Below are 15,558 nucleotides of genomic sequence, written 5' to 3'. Positions count from 1 at the left end.
GACTACTCCTTGCCAGCCAGATTGACCACGCGGTTGGAGCGATCCACCGGGCGCACGGACTGCCCGTCGAGAAGCACATGGACGCCGGCGGCCACCACCCAGTCGCTGGCATTGAGGCCTTCGAGTACCGGGACGGTTTTCTCACCGAAGGCACCGACCCGAACCGGGGTCTTTTTCAAGGTGTTGTTGGCGCTGACGACCCAGACGTAGGTCACGCCGTTCTCCGCGGTCAGCGCCGACAGTGGCACTGACAACGGCACGGATTGGGCGCTCTGAACGAAGACACGGGCGCTCTGGCCGAGTTCGGCCGGTACCGTGCCCGCATTGAAGGCGATACGCGCGGCGAAGGTGCGCGACTTTGGATCGGCGGCCGGCGACAGTTCGCGGATGTGTCCGGCGAAGCGCTGATCCGGTTGCGTCCACAGTTCTACCGAAACCGGTTGACCCACCTTGAAGCGGCCGAAGCTTGCCTCCGGCAAGCTGATCAACACTTCACGCTCACCATCGGTGGCCAGGGTAAACACCGTTTGCCCCGCCGCGACCACTTGCCCGACTTCCACGGCTCGCTTGGCCACAACGCCATCTTGCGGCGCCCGCAGCACCGCGTAACTGGCCTGATTGGTGGAGACGTTGAACTCGGCCTTGATCTGTTTAAGACGCGCTTCACCGGACCGGTACAGGTTTTCGTGATTGTCATACTGCGAGCGACTGACCAGTTGGCGCTCCATCAGCGTTTTATAGCGATCACGCTCGGCACGCACCATGTTCAGGTTGGCCTCGGCGGCCGCGACCTGGGCACGGGTGGCCTCCAGTTGCAGGCGCACGTCCTGGGGATCGAGTTCCGCCAGTGGCTGGTCGGCCTTGACCCGCTGCCCTTCGTCGACCAGTCGTCGGCTGACTTTTCCGCCAATGCGGAACGCCAGCTCCGGTTCAAAGCGGGCACGGACTTCACCGGGATAACTTTCCATCGCCTGGGTTGAAGGCTCTGGCTGGACCACCATGGCCGGTCGAACGCTGACTTGAGGCGCCTCTTCGTGACCGCACGCGGTCAATAAAAACGCCAGGGTGACTGGCAACGCGAGGGGCAAGGCATAGCGGAACATGGTGAAGGACCTTTCGCCAATGGTGCTTGGAATAATTATACTGACGAGTATGTTATTAATAGCAAACTCACCAGTCCAGTAATAAAAGCGAATATGCCGAACAATCTTTCAGCACCCAATGGCCCGGGCCGCCCCAAGGATCTGGCCAAGCGCCAGGCGATCCTCGATGCAGCGAAAACGCTGTTTCTGACCAAGGGATATGCCAACACCAGCATGGATGCTGTCGCTACGCAGGCCGGTGTGTCGAAGCTCACGGTCTACAGCCACTTCAACGACAAGGAGACGCTGTTCTCCGCTGCCGTGGTGGCCAAGTGCGAGGAACAGTTGCCGTCACTGTTCTTTGAATTGCCCGAAGGCGTGGCAGTGGAAACCGTACTGCTGAACATCGCCCGCGGCTTTCACCAGTTGATCAACAGCGACGAGTCGGTGAACCTGCATCGACTGATCATGGCCCTGGGTAGCCAGGACCCGAAACTTTCGCTGATCTTCTTCGAGGCCGGACCTCAACGCATGCTGCACGGCATGGAGCGATTGCTGGCCAAGGTCGATCAAAGTGGCGCGTTGTCTATCGACAAACCGCGCAACGCAGCAGAACACTTTTTTTGCCTGCTCAAGGGCGCGGCGAACTTCCGCTTGTTGTATGGCTGTGGCGAGCCGCTGACCGGGGACGCGGCGGAGAGCCATGTGCGGGAGGTTGTGGGGTTGTTTATGCGGGCTTATCGGCCGGAGTAGGCCTGACAGATATTGGTTGGCTGATCTGACGCCATCGCGGGCAAGCCCGCTCCCACAGGGTTCGAGGTATTCATAGAAATTGTGTTCAACACAAATCCTGTGGGAGCGTGGCTTGCCCGCGATGAAGGCGACTCGGTCTTAGGGCTTGAGCGCTTTCTTCGGGTAGATGTCATACCGGCTGGACTTGCCATCCAGTGCATGGCTCGGCTTGGGCCCCTCAATGCACGGCGCCTTGCGCGGACGCTTGACCACCACCCGGTGGCTGGCCAGGGCCAGGGCGGCTTCAAGCAAAGCCGGCGCATCCGGATCATCCCCAACCAGTGGCCGGAACAGGCGCATTTCCTTTTTTACCAGCGCGGTTTTCTCACGATGGGGGAACATCGGGTCGAGGTAGATCACCTGCGGCGGTTCGCCCTGCCAATTGCGCATCACCTCGATCGAGTTGCCCTTGAGCAAGCGCATGCGCGCCACGATGGGTGCTACGTCAAAATCTTCCGCGCCACGGGCCAGGCCATCTTCAAGCAAGGCACCAATCAACGGCTGACGCTCGATCAGGCTCATCTCGCAACCCAGGCTAGCCAGCACGAACGCATCCTTGCCCAGCCCCGCGGTAGCATCCAGCACACGCGGACGCACGCCTTGGGCGACGCCGACGGCCTTGGCGATCATCTGCCCGCTGCCGCCACCGTACAACCGGCGATGCGCCGCGCCACCCTCGACGAAATCCACCCGCACTGGTCCGGGCGCGTCCGGCCCCAGCTGTTGCAGCTGCAGACCCTGGTCACCCACCTGCAACGCGAACTCGCCATCAGTCACTTGCAGCGGCAGGCCCAGACGCTCGGCCCATTGCTCGGCCTGGGTCTCGAAGGCCGCGCTCAGCGCCTCGACATGGATGCGGCAGGCCGCAGGTTGATCAATCATGGGAAAACACGCTCAAAAAATTAATGATCGGCAAAAACGGCCGATAACAAAACTATCGAGCATTTTGCCAGAGCTGAGCGTCGACCGAGAGAAATGTCAGACATTCAACCCACAATCACAGGCTTTATCTCGCCCTACGGCGATTACAACCTGCGAAATACCCAGGTACTGGGCGGCGTCAGTCACATATGGCAGGATTTCTTTGCCCGTGCGCTGGCCGAACAGTCGGGTGAAGTGCTTCCGCAATCGCTGAATTTTCCACCGGTCGATTTGCAAAGCCCGGTTGAACCTACCGTGGGCAGTGACCTGCTGGCACACATCGTTTCCCAGCGCGAATGCGACGTGAAAGACAACGAAGTTCGCCCGCCCGAACCGCTGTTCCTGCCAATTGCCGAGTTCGAAATGGACCTGGCCGACAAACCATTCCCACCGTTCCCCGCCGAAGAAATCGTTGCCCAGCAGCAACAGCAAGACTTCGAGAGCGGCTGGGTGCGCCCGATCGTGCTCACCGCCGGTCAGCCGTTGCCGCAAGTCGGTCCCGCGCCGCAACCGCGTCCACTGCATTTGCCGATCGCCGAGTTCGAGCTCGATCTGCTGGACAAGCCATTCCCGCCGTTCTCGCCGGAAGAACTGCTGGAGCAACAGAAACAACTCGATTTCGATAACGGCTGGGCACGCCCGATCATCCTGCAGAACCTGCGCCTCGCCGCCTAAGCATCACCGACAGACCCACCAAGGCCCGACATCCAGATGAAAGTGATTGCGATGGGCCGCGTTGTAATCCGGGCTCAGCACCACGCTGAATAGCCCACAGGCGCCATCGCGCACCTGCCTTAAAAATCTTCCATCCTGATTATCCTTCGACCAATCCTTGAGCACATTGACGGTCCGGCCATCCGCCAGTCGAAAACCGGCGATATCCAGTGCATTGGCCGACGCGTGCTGGCTGAGCCTGCCATTCTCGCGACTGTAGACATTGCGGCAGGCAAAGCTGCCAAGGTGATCGACCCGCGTGACCGCTTGCCCGTAGATCGCCTGCGCCGCAGGTTGCAGCGCGTGATGCTCGAACAGGGCAAACGACACGGCGAGTCGGCAGCTGGCAAGGAAACTGCTGCTCAGGGCCACGTCCCCGCCCTGCACACGCAGGGCATTGGTCAGCGGACATTTGGCGTCCGGGCTGTCGGCCTGATGGGTCACGCGCAATCCGGAGCTGCTCAACGCCTGATCGCACAGCTGCGAATCAGCGCGCAGACGCATCAGTTTGTAGCGGGTCAGCAGGTTGGGCTCCGCCTTGACGTCCAGCGGCGCCCAGGCATTCCACTGCGGCGGCAGTGAGATCCAACCGCGCCAGGCGCCCACTCCCGCAGCTGCGATGATCAACAGGATCAGCAGCAGCCACCCGCGAAACCGCACCGTCAGCCTTTGAAAAACTGATTGGCCTGGGCGTAGGGCATGGAGCGCGACGTGAAGCCGAACGTGCCCGCCGTCTTGATCTCTTCGGCCGCGCGGTAGAACTCACCCAGCGCCGCCAGGGCCAGCGCCGAGCCGACACTGATGCGCTTGACGCCCATTTCGCCCAACTGCTCGACCGTCAGCTTCAAGCCGCCGGACATCAACACGTTGACCGGTTTCGGCGCCACGGCGCGAACCACCGCCAATACCTCTTCAGCGCTGCGCAACCCTGGCGCATACAACACGTCGGCACCCGCTTCGGCGAACGCCTGCAAGCGGAGGATCGTGTCGGCCAGATCCGGATTGCCATGCAGATAGTTCTCGGCACGGGCTGTCAGCGTGAACGCGAAAGGCAAGCTGCGAGCGGCAGCGACGGCGGCCTCGATGCGCGCCACGGCATGTTCGAAGCAATAAATCGGAGCGTCCGGTCGGCCCGTGAAGTCCTCGATCGAACCGCCGACGGCACCCGCGGCCGCCGCCGCCAGAATGCTTTGCGCGCATTCGGCGGGATCATCGGCGAATCCGTTTTCCAGATCGACCGCGACCGGCAGGTCGGTGGCGGCGACAATCGCCCGGACGTTGGCCAGGGTGTCGTCAAGCGTCAGGCCGCCATCAGGGCGACCCTGGGAAAAAGCGTAACCGGCGCTGGTGGTCGCCAGCGCCTCGAAACCCAGGCTGGCGAGCATCTTGGCCGAACCAGCATCCCACGGGTTGGGAATCACAAAAACCCCGTCGCGTTCGTGCAAGGCTCTGAACGCTTGGGCTCGAAGGGTTTGCGCATCCATTGGCAGGCTCCTCTGAAGGGAAACGAGTCCGCTTCAGAGCAAGCCAAGTTGCTCCGCCGCGGGCTCTCTGTATAGCTCAGGCAGCGCCGGCAAGCCAGGCAGACGCAGCATCAGGCGCGCGTGGAAACGTTGTGCCAGTTTCGCCGCGAGCACATTGTCGGCGGTGTGCAGGAAGATGTAGGGCGTACGACCTTCTTCGATCCACAGGGCGATTTTCTCCACCCACGGCAACAGGAACGGTTCATTGGCCTCAAGCTGCGGATGACCGATGAAACGCACCTGCGGGAACTGCGTGAACGCTGCAGGGCGCGGCGGCACACGGGGTTTCTTCGATTGGGCGTGCAGCACCGAAGGGTCGGTGGAGGTACAGCTGAACAAAGCACGGGGATCAAGGCAAATGCGCTCGACCCCACGATCGAGCAACAGGCGATTGAGCATCCGCTCGTTCTCGCCCTTGGCAAAGAACTCGTCATGCCGCACTTCAACGGCCAGCGGGCGCTGCAGCGCGTCGATGAATCCGGCCAGCTCGGGCAAGCGTTGCGGCGTAAAGCCCTTGGATAATTGCAGCCACAACGGCGCTATCCGCTCGCCCAGCGGGCTGAGCAATCGGGTGAAGGTTTCGGCGGCAGTCAGTTGTTCTCGCAGGTCCCCGCCGTGACTGATCTCGCGGGGAAACTTCGCGGTGAAGCGAAAGTGTGCGGGCATGACCTCGGCCCATCGCTGCACGGTACTGGCAGAGGGACTCGCGTAGAAGGTCGTATTGCCTTCCACGGCGTTGAACACTTGGGAATAGAGACCCAGAAAATCGGCGGGCCTGGCCGCTGCCGGGTAGAGGTAATCACGCCAGGCGTTTTCGCTCCAGGACGGGCAACCAAGGTAGTAAGGCAACATCAGATGTACAGGTCGAGGCCCAGCACTTGTGCATCCCAATCGACGAAACTGGCGGTGCTCAGGTAACTGGCCAGCGCCATTGCCACGCTTTTGTTCATCGCGCGGTGATAAAGCATGTCCTGCTGGCGGGCGGGAAGATTGCTCAGCTTCTGCGCAGCGGCTTTGGCGGCACGGGCAGCCAGCTGTTCTTCAGTCGCAAATGCAAGTTCGCCTTCGATATCGACGGACTCGTCTTCCACTCGCGGGTCTTTGCGAGGCTTGCGCTTGATGGGGTAGGACTGAGAGGAAACGCCGTCTATACGCATAGGTGCATGCTCGGTATCAGTAATGGCATTCTAGTGGCACATAACCCACATCGCAAACTGCCTAGTGATAACTAGAACACATAAAAGGCAAAAGGTTTAAAACCCGGGGTTAGAAAACGACGATTGGCTTCGCCAGGCATGATCGTCTTCGCGAGCAGGCTCGCTCCCACAGGGATTGGCATAACTCCTGTGGGAGCGAGCCTGCTCGCGAAGCGGACACCTGGGACCAAGGGATTAACGCGCTTTCGGCGTCGCCACTTTATCGCGCAGGTAAACCGGCTGCGCCTCATCCGCCACGATCGCCTCGCCACGATCCCAAGCGAAACGCGCCAGGGTCAGCAAATCTTCAGCATGGGGCAACATGCCCGCATCCTGCCCGCTCAGGCTGACGCCAATGCGTTCGGCATAGCCCCAACCGGTGCCCGCGCCGAACCACTCACCGCTGGCATCGGCCGGCAATGCAGCGACTTCCGGTGGCAATACCGCTTCGGAGCCGACCAGGCGCATCTCCCCTGCGGTTTCTCGGTAGCAGCCCCAATACACCTCGTCCATCCGCGCATCGATGGCCGCCGCGACCTGGCTGGCACCGTGTTCGCGATAGGCGCGTTGGGCCAGCACCGCCAGGTTCGACACCGGCAAGACTGGGCGATCGAGTGCAAAGGCCAGGCCTTGCACCACACCGATGGCAATCCGCACGCCGGTGAATGCACCCGGCCCGCGACCGAAGGCGATGGCATCGACCGCTTGCAGGGTGGTACCGGCATCGGCAAGCAACTGCTGGATCATCGGCAGCAGCTTCTGTGCATGCAGGCGCGGAATCACCTCGTAATGGCTCGTCACTTTGCCGTCATGCAGCAAGGCAACGGAGCAAGCTTCAGTCGCGGTGTCCAGGGCCAGCAAGGTGCTCATCGATGTTTCCACAAGAGAGGTCAGAAAAAAGTCCGTCAGTATAAACAACTACGGCCCGCAAGCGGGCCGTAGAAGATCAAGCTATTTTCAGCTCAGGGCAGCCAGCACCTTGTCGGTGATCGCTTCAACCGAGCCGACGCCTTCGATATGGCTGTACTTCGGCTTGCCGTTGGCAGCAGACAGCTTCTGGTAGAAGTCCACCAGCGGTTTGGTCTGCGAATGGTAGACGGACAGGCGATGACGCACGGTTTCTTCAGTGTCGTCCTTGCGCTGTACCAGCTCTTCGCCGGTGATGTCGTCCTTGCCAGCAATTTTCGGCGGGTTGTAGACGATGTGGTAGACACGACCGCTGGCCTCGTGAACACGGCGACCGGCGATACGCTGCACGATCTCTTCGTCTTCAACGGCGATTTCAACCACCGCGTCGAGCTCGACACCGGCAGTCACCAGGGCTTCAGCCTGTGGAATGGTGCGCGGGAAACCGTCGAACAGGAAACCGTTGGCGCAGTCGGACTGGGCGATACGGTCCTTGACCAGGGCGATGATCAAGTCATCGGACACCAGGCCACCGGCATCCATGATGCTCTTGGCCTTGATGCCCAGCTCGGTGCCAGCCTTGACCGCGGCACGCAGCATGTCGCCGGTGGAGATTTGCGGAATACCGAATTTTTCGGTGATGAACTTAGCCTGAGTACCTTTACCGGCCCCGGGAGCTCCCAGCAGAATGACGCGCATCGATGTGCTCCTCAATTTTTTATATGGATAACGTCAGATTCGCCTCGTGGGGCCAATCTCAAAAATAGGGTCGTGACCGCCCAAACGGCCAAAGGCTGATCAAGATACACAGCAGGCTTCGCCCACACAAGCCGCCAAAAGTCGGAGAAACCACTGCCTGTCGTGACCGCGCAACCGGGTTCCCCAAGTCGCAACCCCATCATTAACTGTCGCCTGGCAGCACTTTTTAACCCGCCTTGGAACCGCATCCGGCGCCCCCGCCGGATGCCCAAAAGCATGGCAAAAATCCTCAGCCGGTGTTGCGCAAACCGGCGGCAATCCCTGCTACAGACACCAGCAACGCCTGTTCTACCGGGCTGTCCTGGGCCACATCCGGTTGCCGCGATCGTGCCAGCAACTCTGCCTGCAATAGATGAAGCGGGTCGAGGTAAGTGTTGCGCAAGCGGATGAATTCCAGGGTGGCTGGGCTATGTGCCAGCAGCTGCGACTGACCGGTCAAGCCGAGAACGATGGCGCATGCCTGCGACAATAGGTCGCGTAAATGCGCGCCCAAAGGTAGCAAGTCCGGCTCGACCAGACGCTCGTCGTAGGAGCGGGCGATATCCGCGTCGGCCTTGGCCAGGACCATTTCCAGCATGTCGATGCGCGTGCGGAAAAACGGCCACTGCTCGCGCATCTGCTGCAGCAGTTCGCCCTCACCGCGCTCCAGCGCTTTGCTCAGGGCCGCTTCCCAGCCCAACCAGGCGGGCAGCATCAACCGGGTCTGGGTCCAGCCGAAGATCCACGGGATGGCCCGCAGGCTTTCGATCCCGCCAGCACGGCGCTTGGCCGGGCGACTGCCCAGCGGCAGGCGCCCAAGCTCCTGTTCCGGGGTGGACTGGCGGAAATATTCCACGAACTGCGGATTTTCCCGCACCACCGCACGGTAGGCGCTGACCCCATCGGCGGCCAGTTCGTCCATCAGATGGCGCCACTCAGGTGTCGGCGGCGGCGGTGGCAGCAAGGTCGCTTCGAGCACCGCGGCCAGATACAGATTGAGGTTTTGCTCGGCGATGTCCGGCAGGCCGAACTTGAATCGAATCATTTCTCCCTGCTCGGTGGTGCGGAAACGTCCGGCGACCGAACCCGGCGGCTGCGACAGAATCGCCGCGTGCGCCGGGCCGCCACCCCGCCCCACGGTGCCGCCGCGACCATGGAACAACAGCAGTTCCACGTCGTGCGAGCGGCAGATATCCACCAGTTGTTCCTGCGCCCGGTACTGGGCCCAGGCGGCTGCCGTGGTCCCTGCGTCCTTGGCCGAGTCGGAATAACCGATCATCACTTCCTGCGGGCCTTGCAGGCGCGAGCGATAGCCCGGCAGCAACAAGAGCTTCTCGATCACCGGACCTGCGTTATCGAGGTCGGCAAGGGTTTCGAACAGCGGCACCACGCGCATCGGCCGCAATACCCCGGACTCCTTGAGCAGCAGCTGCACGGCCAGCACATCGGAAGCGGCACCGGCCATGGAAATCACGTAGGAGCCCAGCGACGCTCCTGGCGCCGCAGCGATTTCCCGGCAAGTCGCCAGCACTTCGGCGGTATCGGCCGAAGGCTTGTAGTAGGCCGGCAACAAGGGTCGACGGTTATTCAGTTCGCGCGTCAGGAAGGCGATGCGCTCTTCTTCGCTCCAGTCTTCATAGCGACCCAGGCCAAGGTAGTCGGTGATTTCGGTCATGGCCGCGGTATGGCGCGACGAGTCCTGGCGTACATCGAGGCGCACCAGGAACAGGCCGAACGTCACGGCCCGGCGCAGGCAATCGAGCAAGGGACCGTCGGCGATGACGCCCATGCCGCACTCATGCAGCGAGTGGTAGCACAGCTCCAGTGGGTCGAGCAGGTCGCGATTGTCTTGCAGTACATCGGCCGGTGCAGGCGTCGGCGTCGACAACGCGGTGTGCGCCCAGCTTCGCGTGGCGCGCAGGCGTTCGCGTAGCTGCTTGAGCACAGCGCGGTAAGGTTCGGCGCTGTCGCCAGCCTTGGCCTTCAATTCTTCACTGGCCTGCTGCATCGACAACTCGGCAGCCAGATGATCGACATCGCGCAGGTACAAATCGGCCGCCATCCAGCGCGCCAGCAGCAGCACTTCACGGGTCACGGCCGCCGTCACGTTGGGGTTGCCGTCGCGGTCGCCGCCCATCCACGAGGCGAAGCGAATCGGCGCCGCTTCCAATGGCAAATGCAGTCCCGTGGCGGCATGCAGGGCTTGGTCGGCCTTGCGCAAGTAGTTGGGGATCGCTTGCCACAGTGAATGCTCGATCACCGCGAAGCCCCATTTGGCTTCGTCGACCGGCGTCGGGCGCGTGCGGCGGATTTCTTCGGTGTGCCAGGCTTCGGCGATCAGGCGCTGCAATGTCGACTTGATCTGCTCGCGCTCGGCGCTGGTCAGGTCGCGATGGTCCTGCGCCGCCAGTTGCGCAGCGATGGCGTCGTATTTCTGGATCAGCGTGCGGCGCGCGACTTCGGTCGGGTGCGCCGTCAGCACCAGCTCGATTTCCAGCCGTCCCAACTGACGGGCCAGGGACTCGGCGCCATGACCTTCGGCGCGCAGGCGGGCGAGCAGCTCCGGCAGTACCCGCGCCTCGAATGGCGCGGGCTGGGATTCTTCGCGACGATGAATCAGTTGGTACTGCTCGGCGATGTTGGCCAGGTTGAGAAACTGGTTGAACGCCCGCGCCACCGGCAGCAGCTCGTCCTCCGTCAACTGGTTGAGGCTGGCGCTGAGCTCGGCATCCATGGAACCGCGACGGTCAGCCTTCGCACCCTTGCGGATCTGCTCGATCTTGTCGAGAAAGCCGTCCCCGTACTGTTCCCGAATGGTGTTGCCCAACAACTCACCGAGCAGGTGAACGTCTTCGCGCAAGCGTGCATCAATATCGGTCATCAACAGTTCTCCAGCGAAAAATCCGGTCGACCAGGAACCTTAAGAGTGCCGCTCCAGACCGGTTCTTACAAGCAAGACGACGAAGGGCCTTTAAACCTTTGGCGTAAAAGCTAGTCTCAAGGGTAAGCCGTACAACGGCTGTCGCCGGCATCTGCCGGACATTCCCCGCCTGCCGGGAGCAGGAGTGCAATGAGGTCATTATGAAAATCCGCGAGCTTGCCAACCACTGGGAAGAAAACGCCAAGGGTCGCCTGACCGACACAGGCTATTCGATTCATCTGGACGTGGAGGCTGCCGCACGGCTTGCGGCGATTATCGAGATGTACCCCAAGCGGCATCCTGAAGAACTGCTGGGCGAACTGATCGGGGCTGCCCTGGAAGAACTGGAAAAAAGCTTTCCCTATGTGAAAGGTTCCACCGTAGTGGCCACTGATGAAGAGGGCGATCCGTTGTACGAAGACATCGGCCCGACCCCACGTTTCCTCGCTTTGTCCCGTCGTCATTTGCATGACCTGTCGGCCGCTGGCGACAAGCAAAAGCACTGATTTTTTTTGTATTTGTCCCTCCTGAAAATCACTGTTCGCACCCCCTTCGAGGGGTGTGATCAGCTGTGTTCATCGCCACATTCCTCGATATAGAGCCCTTCGCGCTGCGTCGAAATTTTTTCGATAGCCAGCTAAATTTCTGAACTTTCAAAAAACGCCTCGGGTCAACCCAGTAACCACGCCTGGGACGGCCGTTTCAAAAAGCCTTGTGAAATACGGTTTCGGCTCATTGCCCAGGATGGATATTCACGTTGCTCAGGAGTTAGCCCAATGGAGTTGAAAACGATGAAAACCCGAACTGGCAAATCCTCTTCCCTGCACGGACTGAAAATGGCGGCACTGGCCATCGGCACAGGCCTCGTGCTGGCCGGCTGCGCGGGTAACCCACCCACCGAGCAATTCGCCGTCACCGAGTCAGCGGTCAACAGCGCCGTCAGTGCCGGTGGTACCGAATTCGCTGCAGTGGAAATGAAGGCTGCACAAGACAAACTCAAGCAAGCCGAAATTGCCATGCACGACAAGAAGTTCGATCAAGCCAAGACCTTGGCCGAACAGGCTGAGTGGGACGCTCGTGTAGCCGAGCGCAAAGCCCAGGCGATGAAAGCCGAACAATCTGTGAAGGACTCTCAGAAAGGGGTTCAGGAACTGCGTCAGGAAAGCCAGCGCACCGTTCAGTAACAGCGCTGCACGACGTATTTCTTACTCGATTGAAAAGGACTAAAACCATGAATTCAAAAAATTTGATGATCCCTGCCCTGCTGGCCGCCAGCGTTACTTTGGCCGCATGCTCAACGCCACCGAACGCCAATCTGGAACAGGCCCGCACCAATTATTCCGGCCTGCAAGCCAACCCGCAGGCGAGCAAAGTCGCGGCGCTGGAAACCAAGGACGCCAGCGATTACCTGGACAAGGCCGACAAGGCCTATCTGGATAAGGAAGACCCGGCCAAGGTTGACCAGTTGGCCTACCTGACCAACCAGCGTGTCGAAGTGGCGAAACAGACCATCGCCCTGCGCACCGCCGAAGCCAATCTGAAAAACGCTTCTGCACAACGGGCCCAGGCGCGTCTTGACGCCCGCGACCAGCAGATCAAGCAGCTGCAGGACAGCCTCAATGCCAAACAGACCGAGCGCGGCACGTTGGTGACCTTCGGTGATGTGCTGTTCGCCACCGACAAGGCCGAGCTGAAATCCAACGGCATGATGAACATCAACAAACTGGCCCAGTACCTTCAGGAGAATCCGGACCGCAAGGTGATTGTCGAGGGTTACACCGACAGCACCGGTACCGCCTCGCACAACCAGTCACTGTCGGAACGCCGCGCCAGCTCCGTGCGCATGGCGCTGGTGAAGATGGGTGTTGATCCAACCCGCATCGTCGCCCAGGGTTATGGCAAGGAATATCCCGTGGCGGAAAATACCAGTGTCTCGGGCCGGGCACAGAATCGTCGGGTGGAAGTGACGATTTCCAATGACAACCAGCCGGTGATTCCGCGTTCGGCGGTGAGCTCGAATTAAGCATCACGCAATAATCCAAAAGCCCCACCTGATCTGATCAGGCGGGGCTTTTAGTTTTCAAGATCAAAAGATCGCAGCCTTCGGCAGCGCCTACTGTTCCAGCTTCTGCGGGGTTTCCTGCCCCATGCAACGCACCGCTTTCTTCTTGTTGTTAACCAACACGCCGGTCAGGCCTTTCTGTTCGGTGTCGAACAGCACCAACACGCCATCAATGCACTGCGCCACTTGCGCCGCCGGTTCCAGGGAGACCTTGTAGTCTTCGCCCGGCACGGTCTTGAGCATGGTGAATTCGTTGAGCAGCAACGCATCCTCTGGCTTGGCGAAGTGCAGGTAGCCGTACCACCACAAGGCCGCGACGGTGCCGAGGATGCTGCAGATACCGGTGATGATCAGCGGGATGGCGTTACGTTCTTCACTCATTGCGGGCTCTCTGGTGGTTCATTTTCAGAATGTTCGGGTGCCGGGTAATTGGGGATTTCGCCCAAGCGGCGCAGGCCGTTGAAATGCTGCGGGTCATCGAGATAACGCAACATGACTTTGCGCCAGACCGGGTCGGCGAATGTCTGCACGTGACCGCCACGGGTCAGTTGCAGCACCCTGGGCGGCGGCGCAGCTTGATACAGACGGATGCCGTTGGAAAGAGGCACGAGCGGATCGTCGATGCTGTGGTAGATCAGTTTCGGCACGCCATTGAGCTGAGCCATGGAATTGATCGCACTGTCGCCATCAGGCACCAGCCAGGACAGCGGCACCTGGAACGCCCAGAACACCCATGAATTGCTCAGCGCATAACGACCGACACTGCGGTAACTGGCAGGCACACCATCGAGCACAACCGCCTTCAGTTGTTTTTGCCGCTCGGGGTGTTGCACGAGGTAGTGAACCGCCATCGAACCGCCAAGGCTCTGTCCCAGCAAGATCAGCGGCTTGCCCTTGACCTCCGGGGCCTGGTCGAGCCATTTGAACGCGGCGTCGATGTCCTGATAGATCGCCGGCAAGCTCGGTTCGCCCTCGGACAAGCCGTAACCGCGATAGTCCACCAGCAACACCTGGTAACCCTCTTTAGGCAGCCACCAACTCCCGCCCAGGTGCATGGGCAGGTTGCCACCGTTGCCGTGCAGGTGCAAAACGGTGCCTTTGACCTCGACACCTTTTTTTGCCGGTAGCCACCAGCCGTGCAGCTTGAGGCCGTCGGCGGTGGTCAGGGTTATATCGCGGTATTCGAGCTTGGCTTTCTCTGGGGTGAACAACTGGCCGGGCTCGGGGTAGAACAGCAGTGAGCTGCAACCGCTCAGGGCCAGGAGAAGGCAGAAGATGCCGAGGATTCTCATCCGGTGAAACCTCAATGTGGGTGATCGTTCCCATGCTCCGCGTGGGAATGCATAACGTGACGCTCCGCGTCACAGTGGACGCGGAGCGTCCATGGCGGCATTCCCACGCAGAGCGTGGGAACGATCTGATCAAAGGATATTGGAGTAATCCGCCTCGATCCGGTCCAGGCTCAGGTGATTGAGGAAGTTGGAGAAACACATCCACGCCGACAACGCGTTCATGTCGCGAAACTGTTCAGGCAGGTACTTGGGCGGCACCACCAGGCCTTCATCCACCAGCAGGCGCAAGGTGCGCATGTCTTCCAGGGTAGTCTTGCCGCAGAACAACAGCGGTATCTGCTCCAGCTTGCCTTTACGCACGGCCAGTTGAATGTAGTTGTAAATCATGATGAAGCCCTTGAGGTAGGACAAGTCTTTGGTGAATGGCAGACCTGTCGGCACCGAGCCGCGGAAAACGCGACTGGCGTTGCTGTAGCTCTCGGGCATCTCGAAGCCTTGTTCGCGGAAGAACTCGAACACCTGCAGGAAATCCGCGCCCTCCTCGACCATGTGAATGGCCCGCGTGCGGTTGGTCAGCTTGCGCAGGCGGCTCGGGTAGGAGGCAAAGGTGATGATTTCCATCAGGATCGCCAGGCCTTCCTGGGTCACCGTCGACGAGGGCGGCCCCTTGGACAGGAAGGTGCAGATCGGCTGGTTCAAACCGTTGAGGGTGGTACCGACATGCACCAGCCCTTCGTGGACCTCCAGGGCGCGCACATCGCGCTGATTGAACATCGCATCGGAGCGGATCTTGATGTAGTCAGCGCCGGCAGCCGCATCGGCGACGATGCCGTCAGACTCGAACACGCGGATGGTTTCCTCGGCTTCGCCAAATACTTTGTTCAAGCGATGTTGCAACAGGTCGACCGCTTCCTTGGCCGTCAGCGTCTTCGGTTCATCCTTGAGGTCGCCACGACCGTCGATGTTGTTCAGGTACTCGGACAGCATCATGCCCAGGTCGGACAGGGTCGGGTCGCCAGCATGAAAGGCGTCCGAGGCAGCGCCATACAACTCCTGGGAAATCAGGCCGAAATCCTCGGTGCCACGCGCTTCGAGCATGCGCACCACCATCCGGTATTCCTTGCACATGCGGCGCATGATTTGCCCGACCGGGTTGAACTGGCCAAGTTGACGGGTGATGTCGCGCTCGATGTTCTGGAATTCCAGCTTCACCTTGCTGGAATCGAAGGCCAGCGGACGGTTGAGATAGTAATCACGGTCCACCGCGGGCATTTCCTTGCCCTTGGCCTTGAGGAAGCCCTTGCGGATGTTGTCGTCCCATTTCACCGCATCGAGGACGCGAATCGGCGTCTGTGCCAGCACAATGCGATCGGACAAAATGCGTATCGACTGCTGGTAATCGTCCACCCGGA

General features: G+C 60.6%; 17 protein-coding genes. 5 read left to right on the top strand and 12 right to left on the bottom strand.

Annotation, left to right across the window (positions count from 1 at the left end; genetic code table 11):
* Positions 1 to 2 precede the first annotated feature (2 nt).
* Positions 3 to 1,103 carry an efflux RND transporter periplasmic adaptor subunit gene (locus PSUM_RS12420; protein WP_020799636.1) on the bottom strand — a complete coding sequence of 367 codons (1,101 nt, stop codon included), beginning with the start codon at positions 1,101 to 1,103 and terminating at the stop codon, positions 3 to 5.
* Positions 1,104 to 1,196: 93 nt separating this feature from the next.
* Between PSUM_RS12420 and PSUM_RS12415 the strand changes: the two genes are divergently transcribed.
* A complete protein-coding gene (locus PSUM_RS12415; protein ID WP_083348319.1) occupies positions 1,197 to 1,835 on the top strand; it encodes a TetR/AcrR family transcriptional regulator in 639 nt (212 codons plus the stop codon).
* Between the two features lie 138 nt (positions 1,836 to 1,973).
* Here the strand turns inward: PSUM_RS12415 and PSUM_RS12410 are convergent, their stop codons facing one another.
* Positions 1,974 to 2,756, bottom strand: a complete 783-nt coding sequence (locus PSUM_RS12410) for a class I SAM-dependent methyltransferase (protein ID WP_083348318.1) — start codon at positions 2,754 to 2,756, stop codon at positions 1,974 to 1,976.
* A gap of 93 nt (positions 2,757 to 2,849) precedes the next feature.
* Between PSUM_RS12410 and PSUM_RS12405 the strand changes: the two genes are divergently transcribed.
* Positions 2,850 to 3,470: an energy transducer TonB gene (locus PSUM_RS12405; RefSeq protein WP_083348317.1), complete on the top strand. Its 621-nt coding sequence runs from the start codon at positions 2,850 to 2,852 to the stop codon at positions 3,468 to 3,470.
* A 3-nt stretch (positions 3,471 to 3,473) separates the two neighbouring features.
* On the opposite strand, the gene PSUM_RS12400 is transcribed toward PSUM_RS12405, so the two are convergent.
* From PSUM_RS12400 to ppc, 7 genes are all read right to left on the bottom strand, one after another.
* Complete coding sequence (locus tag PSUM_RS12400) at positions 3,474 to 4,169, bottom strand: extensin-like domain-containing protein (RefSeq protein ID WP_083348316.1); 696 nt, start codon at positions 4,167 to 4,169, stop codon at positions 3,474 to 3,476.
* 2 nt (positions 4,170 to 4,171) lie between these two features.
* A complete protein-coding gene (locus tag PSUM_RS12395) occupies positions 4,172 to 4,993 on the bottom strand; it encodes an isocitrate lyase/PEP mutase family protein (protein ID WP_020799641.1) in 822 nt (273 codons plus the stop codon).
* 33 nt (positions 4,994 to 5,026) lie between these two features.
* A complete protein-coding gene (locus PSUM_RS12390; RefSeq protein ID WP_173667173.1) occupies positions 5,027 to 5,887 on the bottom strand; it encodes a DUF72 domain-containing protein in 861 nt (286 codons plus the stop codon).
* Entirely contained in the window at positions 5,884 to 6,189 is a 306-nt protein-coding gene (locus PSUM_RS12385) for a hypothetical protein (protein ID WP_033043307.1), read from the bottom strand. Before PSUM_RS12385 ends, PSUM_RS12390 begins: the two co-directional genes overlap by 4 nt.
* Before the next feature lie 234 nt (positions 6,190 to 6,423).
* Entirely contained in the window at positions 6,424 to 7,098 is a 675-nt protein-coding gene (tsaB, locus tag PSUM_RS12380; RefSeq protein ID WP_020799644.1) for a tRNA (adenosine(37)-N6)-threonylcarbamoyltransferase complex dimerization subunit type 1 TsaB, read from the bottom strand.
* An 87-nt stretch (positions 7,099 to 7,185) separates the two neighbouring features.
* The gene (adk, locus tag PSUM_RS12375; RefSeq protein WP_020799645.1) at positions 7,186 to 7,833 is read right to left on the bottom strand and encodes an adenylate kinase; all 648 of its coding nucleotides are present in this window, start codon (positions 7,831 to 7,833) and stop codon (positions 7,186 to 7,188) included.
* Between the two features lie 289 nt (positions 7,834 to 8,122).
* Positions 8,123 to 10,753: a phosphoenolpyruvate carboxylase gene (ppc, locus tag PSUM_RS12365; RefSeq protein WP_020799646.1), complete on the bottom strand. Its 2,631-nt coding sequence runs from the start codon at positions 10,751 to 10,753 to the stop codon at positions 8,123 to 8,125.
* Positions 10,754 to 10,953: 200 nt separating this feature from the next.
* On the opposite strand from ppc, the gene PSUM_RS12360 reads away from it, so the two are divergent.
* From PSUM_RS12360 to lptF, 3 genes are all read left to right on the top strand, one after another.
* Positions 10,954 to 11,298 (top strand): hypothetical protein, encoded by a 345-nt coding sequence (locus tag PSUM_RS12360; RefSeq protein WP_020799647.1) that lies wholly within the window; start codon positions 10,954 to 10,956, stop codon positions 11,296 to 11,298.
* Positions 11,299 to 11,568: 270 nt separating this feature from the next.
* Positions 11,569 to 11,976: a DUF4398 domain-containing protein gene (locus tag PSUM_RS12355; RefSeq protein WP_020799648.1), complete on the top strand. Its 408-nt coding sequence runs from the start codon at positions 11,569 to 11,571 to the stop codon at positions 11,974 to 11,976.
* A gap of 47 nt (positions 11,977 to 12,023) precedes the next feature.
* Positions 12,024 to 12,815 (top strand): lipotoxin F family OmpA-related lipoprotein LptF, encoded by a 792-nt coding sequence (gene lptF / locus PSUM_RS12350; RefSeq protein WP_083348315.1) that lies wholly within the window; start codon positions 12,024 to 12,026, stop codon positions 12,813 to 12,815.
* A gap of 90 nt (positions 12,816 to 12,905) precedes the next feature.
* On the opposite strand, the gene PSUM_RS12345 is transcribed toward lptF, so the two are convergent.
* The 3 genes from PSUM_RS12345 to PSUM_RS12335 all read right to left on the bottom strand — a co-directional run bounded on the left by PSUM_RS12345 (position 12,906) and on the right by PSUM_RS12335 (position 15,553).
* Positions 12,906 to 13,235, bottom strand: coding sequence for a PA3694 family proteiin (locus PSUM_RS12345; protein ID WP_020799650.1), 330 nt, complete (start codon positions 13,233 to 13,235; stop codon positions 12,906 to 12,908).
* On the bottom strand, positions 13,232 to 14,146 hold the full coding sequence (locus tag PSUM_RS12340; protein WP_020799651.1) for an alpha/beta hydrolase: 915 nt from the start codon (positions 14,144 to 14,146) through the stop codon (positions 13,232 to 13,234). The genes PSUM_RS12345 and PSUM_RS12340 overlap by 4 nt, the downstream gene beginning before the upstream one ends.
* A 129-nt stretch (positions 14,147 to 14,275) precedes the next feature.
* Positions 14,276 to 15,553, bottom strand: a complete 1,278-nt coding sequence (locus PSUM_RS12335) for a flavohemoglobin expression-modulating QEGLA motif protein (protein WP_020799652.1) — start codon at positions 15,551 to 15,553, stop codon at positions 14,276 to 14,278.
* Positions 15,554 to 15,558: the final 5 nt, after the last annotated feature.

Origin of the sequence: Pseudomonas umsongensis, assembly GCF_002236105.1 — a bacterium.
In the GTDB taxonomy this organism is placed as follows: domain Bacteria; phylum Pseudomonadota; class Gammaproteobacteria; order Pseudomonadales; family Pseudomonadaceae; genus Aquipseudomonas; species Aquipseudomonas umsongensis.
Note: the sequence above shows the minus strand (reverse complement) of the source record. Positions and strands in the feature narration are given on the sequence as shown.

Coding starts and splice junctions, on each gene's coding strand:
- PSUM_RS12420 (WP_020799636.1), bottom strand. CDS start 1,103: ATGTTCCGCTATGCCTTGCCCCTCGCGTTGCCAGTCACCCTGGCGTTT.
- PSUM_RS12415 (WP_083348319.1), top strand. CDS start 1,197: ATGCCGAACAATCTTTCAGCACCCAATGGCCCGGGCCGCCCCAAGGAT.
- PSUM_RS12410 (WP_083348318.1), bottom strand. CDS start 2,756: ATGATTGATCAACCTGCGGCCTGCCGCATCCATGTCGAGGCGCTGAGC.
- PSUM_RS12405 (WP_083348317.1), top strand. CDS start 2,850: ATGTCAGACATTCAACCCACAATCACAGGCTTTATCTCGCCCTACGGC.
- PSUM_RS12395 (WP_020799641.1), bottom strand. CDS start 4,993: ATGGATGCGCAAACCCTTCGAGCCCAAGCGTTCAGAGCCTTGCACGAA.
- PSUM_RS12385 (WP_033043307.1), bottom strand. CDS start 6,189: ATGCGTATAGACGGCGTTTCCTCTCAGTCCTACCCCATCAAGCGCAAG.
- tsaB (WP_020799644.1), bottom strand. CDS start 7,098: ATGAGCACCTTGCTGGCCCTGGACACCGCGACTGAAGCTTGCTCCGTT.
- adk (WP_020799645.1), bottom strand. CDS start 7,833: ATGCGCGTCATTCTGCTGGGAGCTCCCGGGGCCGGTAAAGGTACTCAG.
- ppc (WP_020799646.1), bottom strand. CDS start 10,753: ATGACCGATATTGATGCACGCTTGCGCGAAGACGTTCACCTGCTCGGT.
- PSUM_RS12360 (WP_020799647.1), top strand. CDS start 10,954: ATGAAAATCCGCGAGCTTGCCAACCACTGGGAAGAAAACGCCAAGGGT.
- PSUM_RS12355 (WP_020799648.1), top strand. CDS start 11,569: ATGGAGTTGAAAACGATGAAAACCCGAACTGGCAAATCCTCTTCCCTG.
- lptF (WP_083348315.1), top strand. CDS start 12,024: ATGAATTCAAAAAATTTGATGATCCCTGCCCTGCTGGCCGCCAGCGTT.
- PSUM_RS12345 (WP_020799650.1), bottom strand. CDS start 13,235: ATGAGTGAAGAACGTAACGCCATCCCGCTGATCATCACCGGTATCTGC.
- PSUM_RS12340 (WP_020799651.1), bottom strand. CDS start 14,146: ATGAGAATCCTCGGCATCTTCTGCCTTCTCCTGGCCCTGAGCGGTTGC.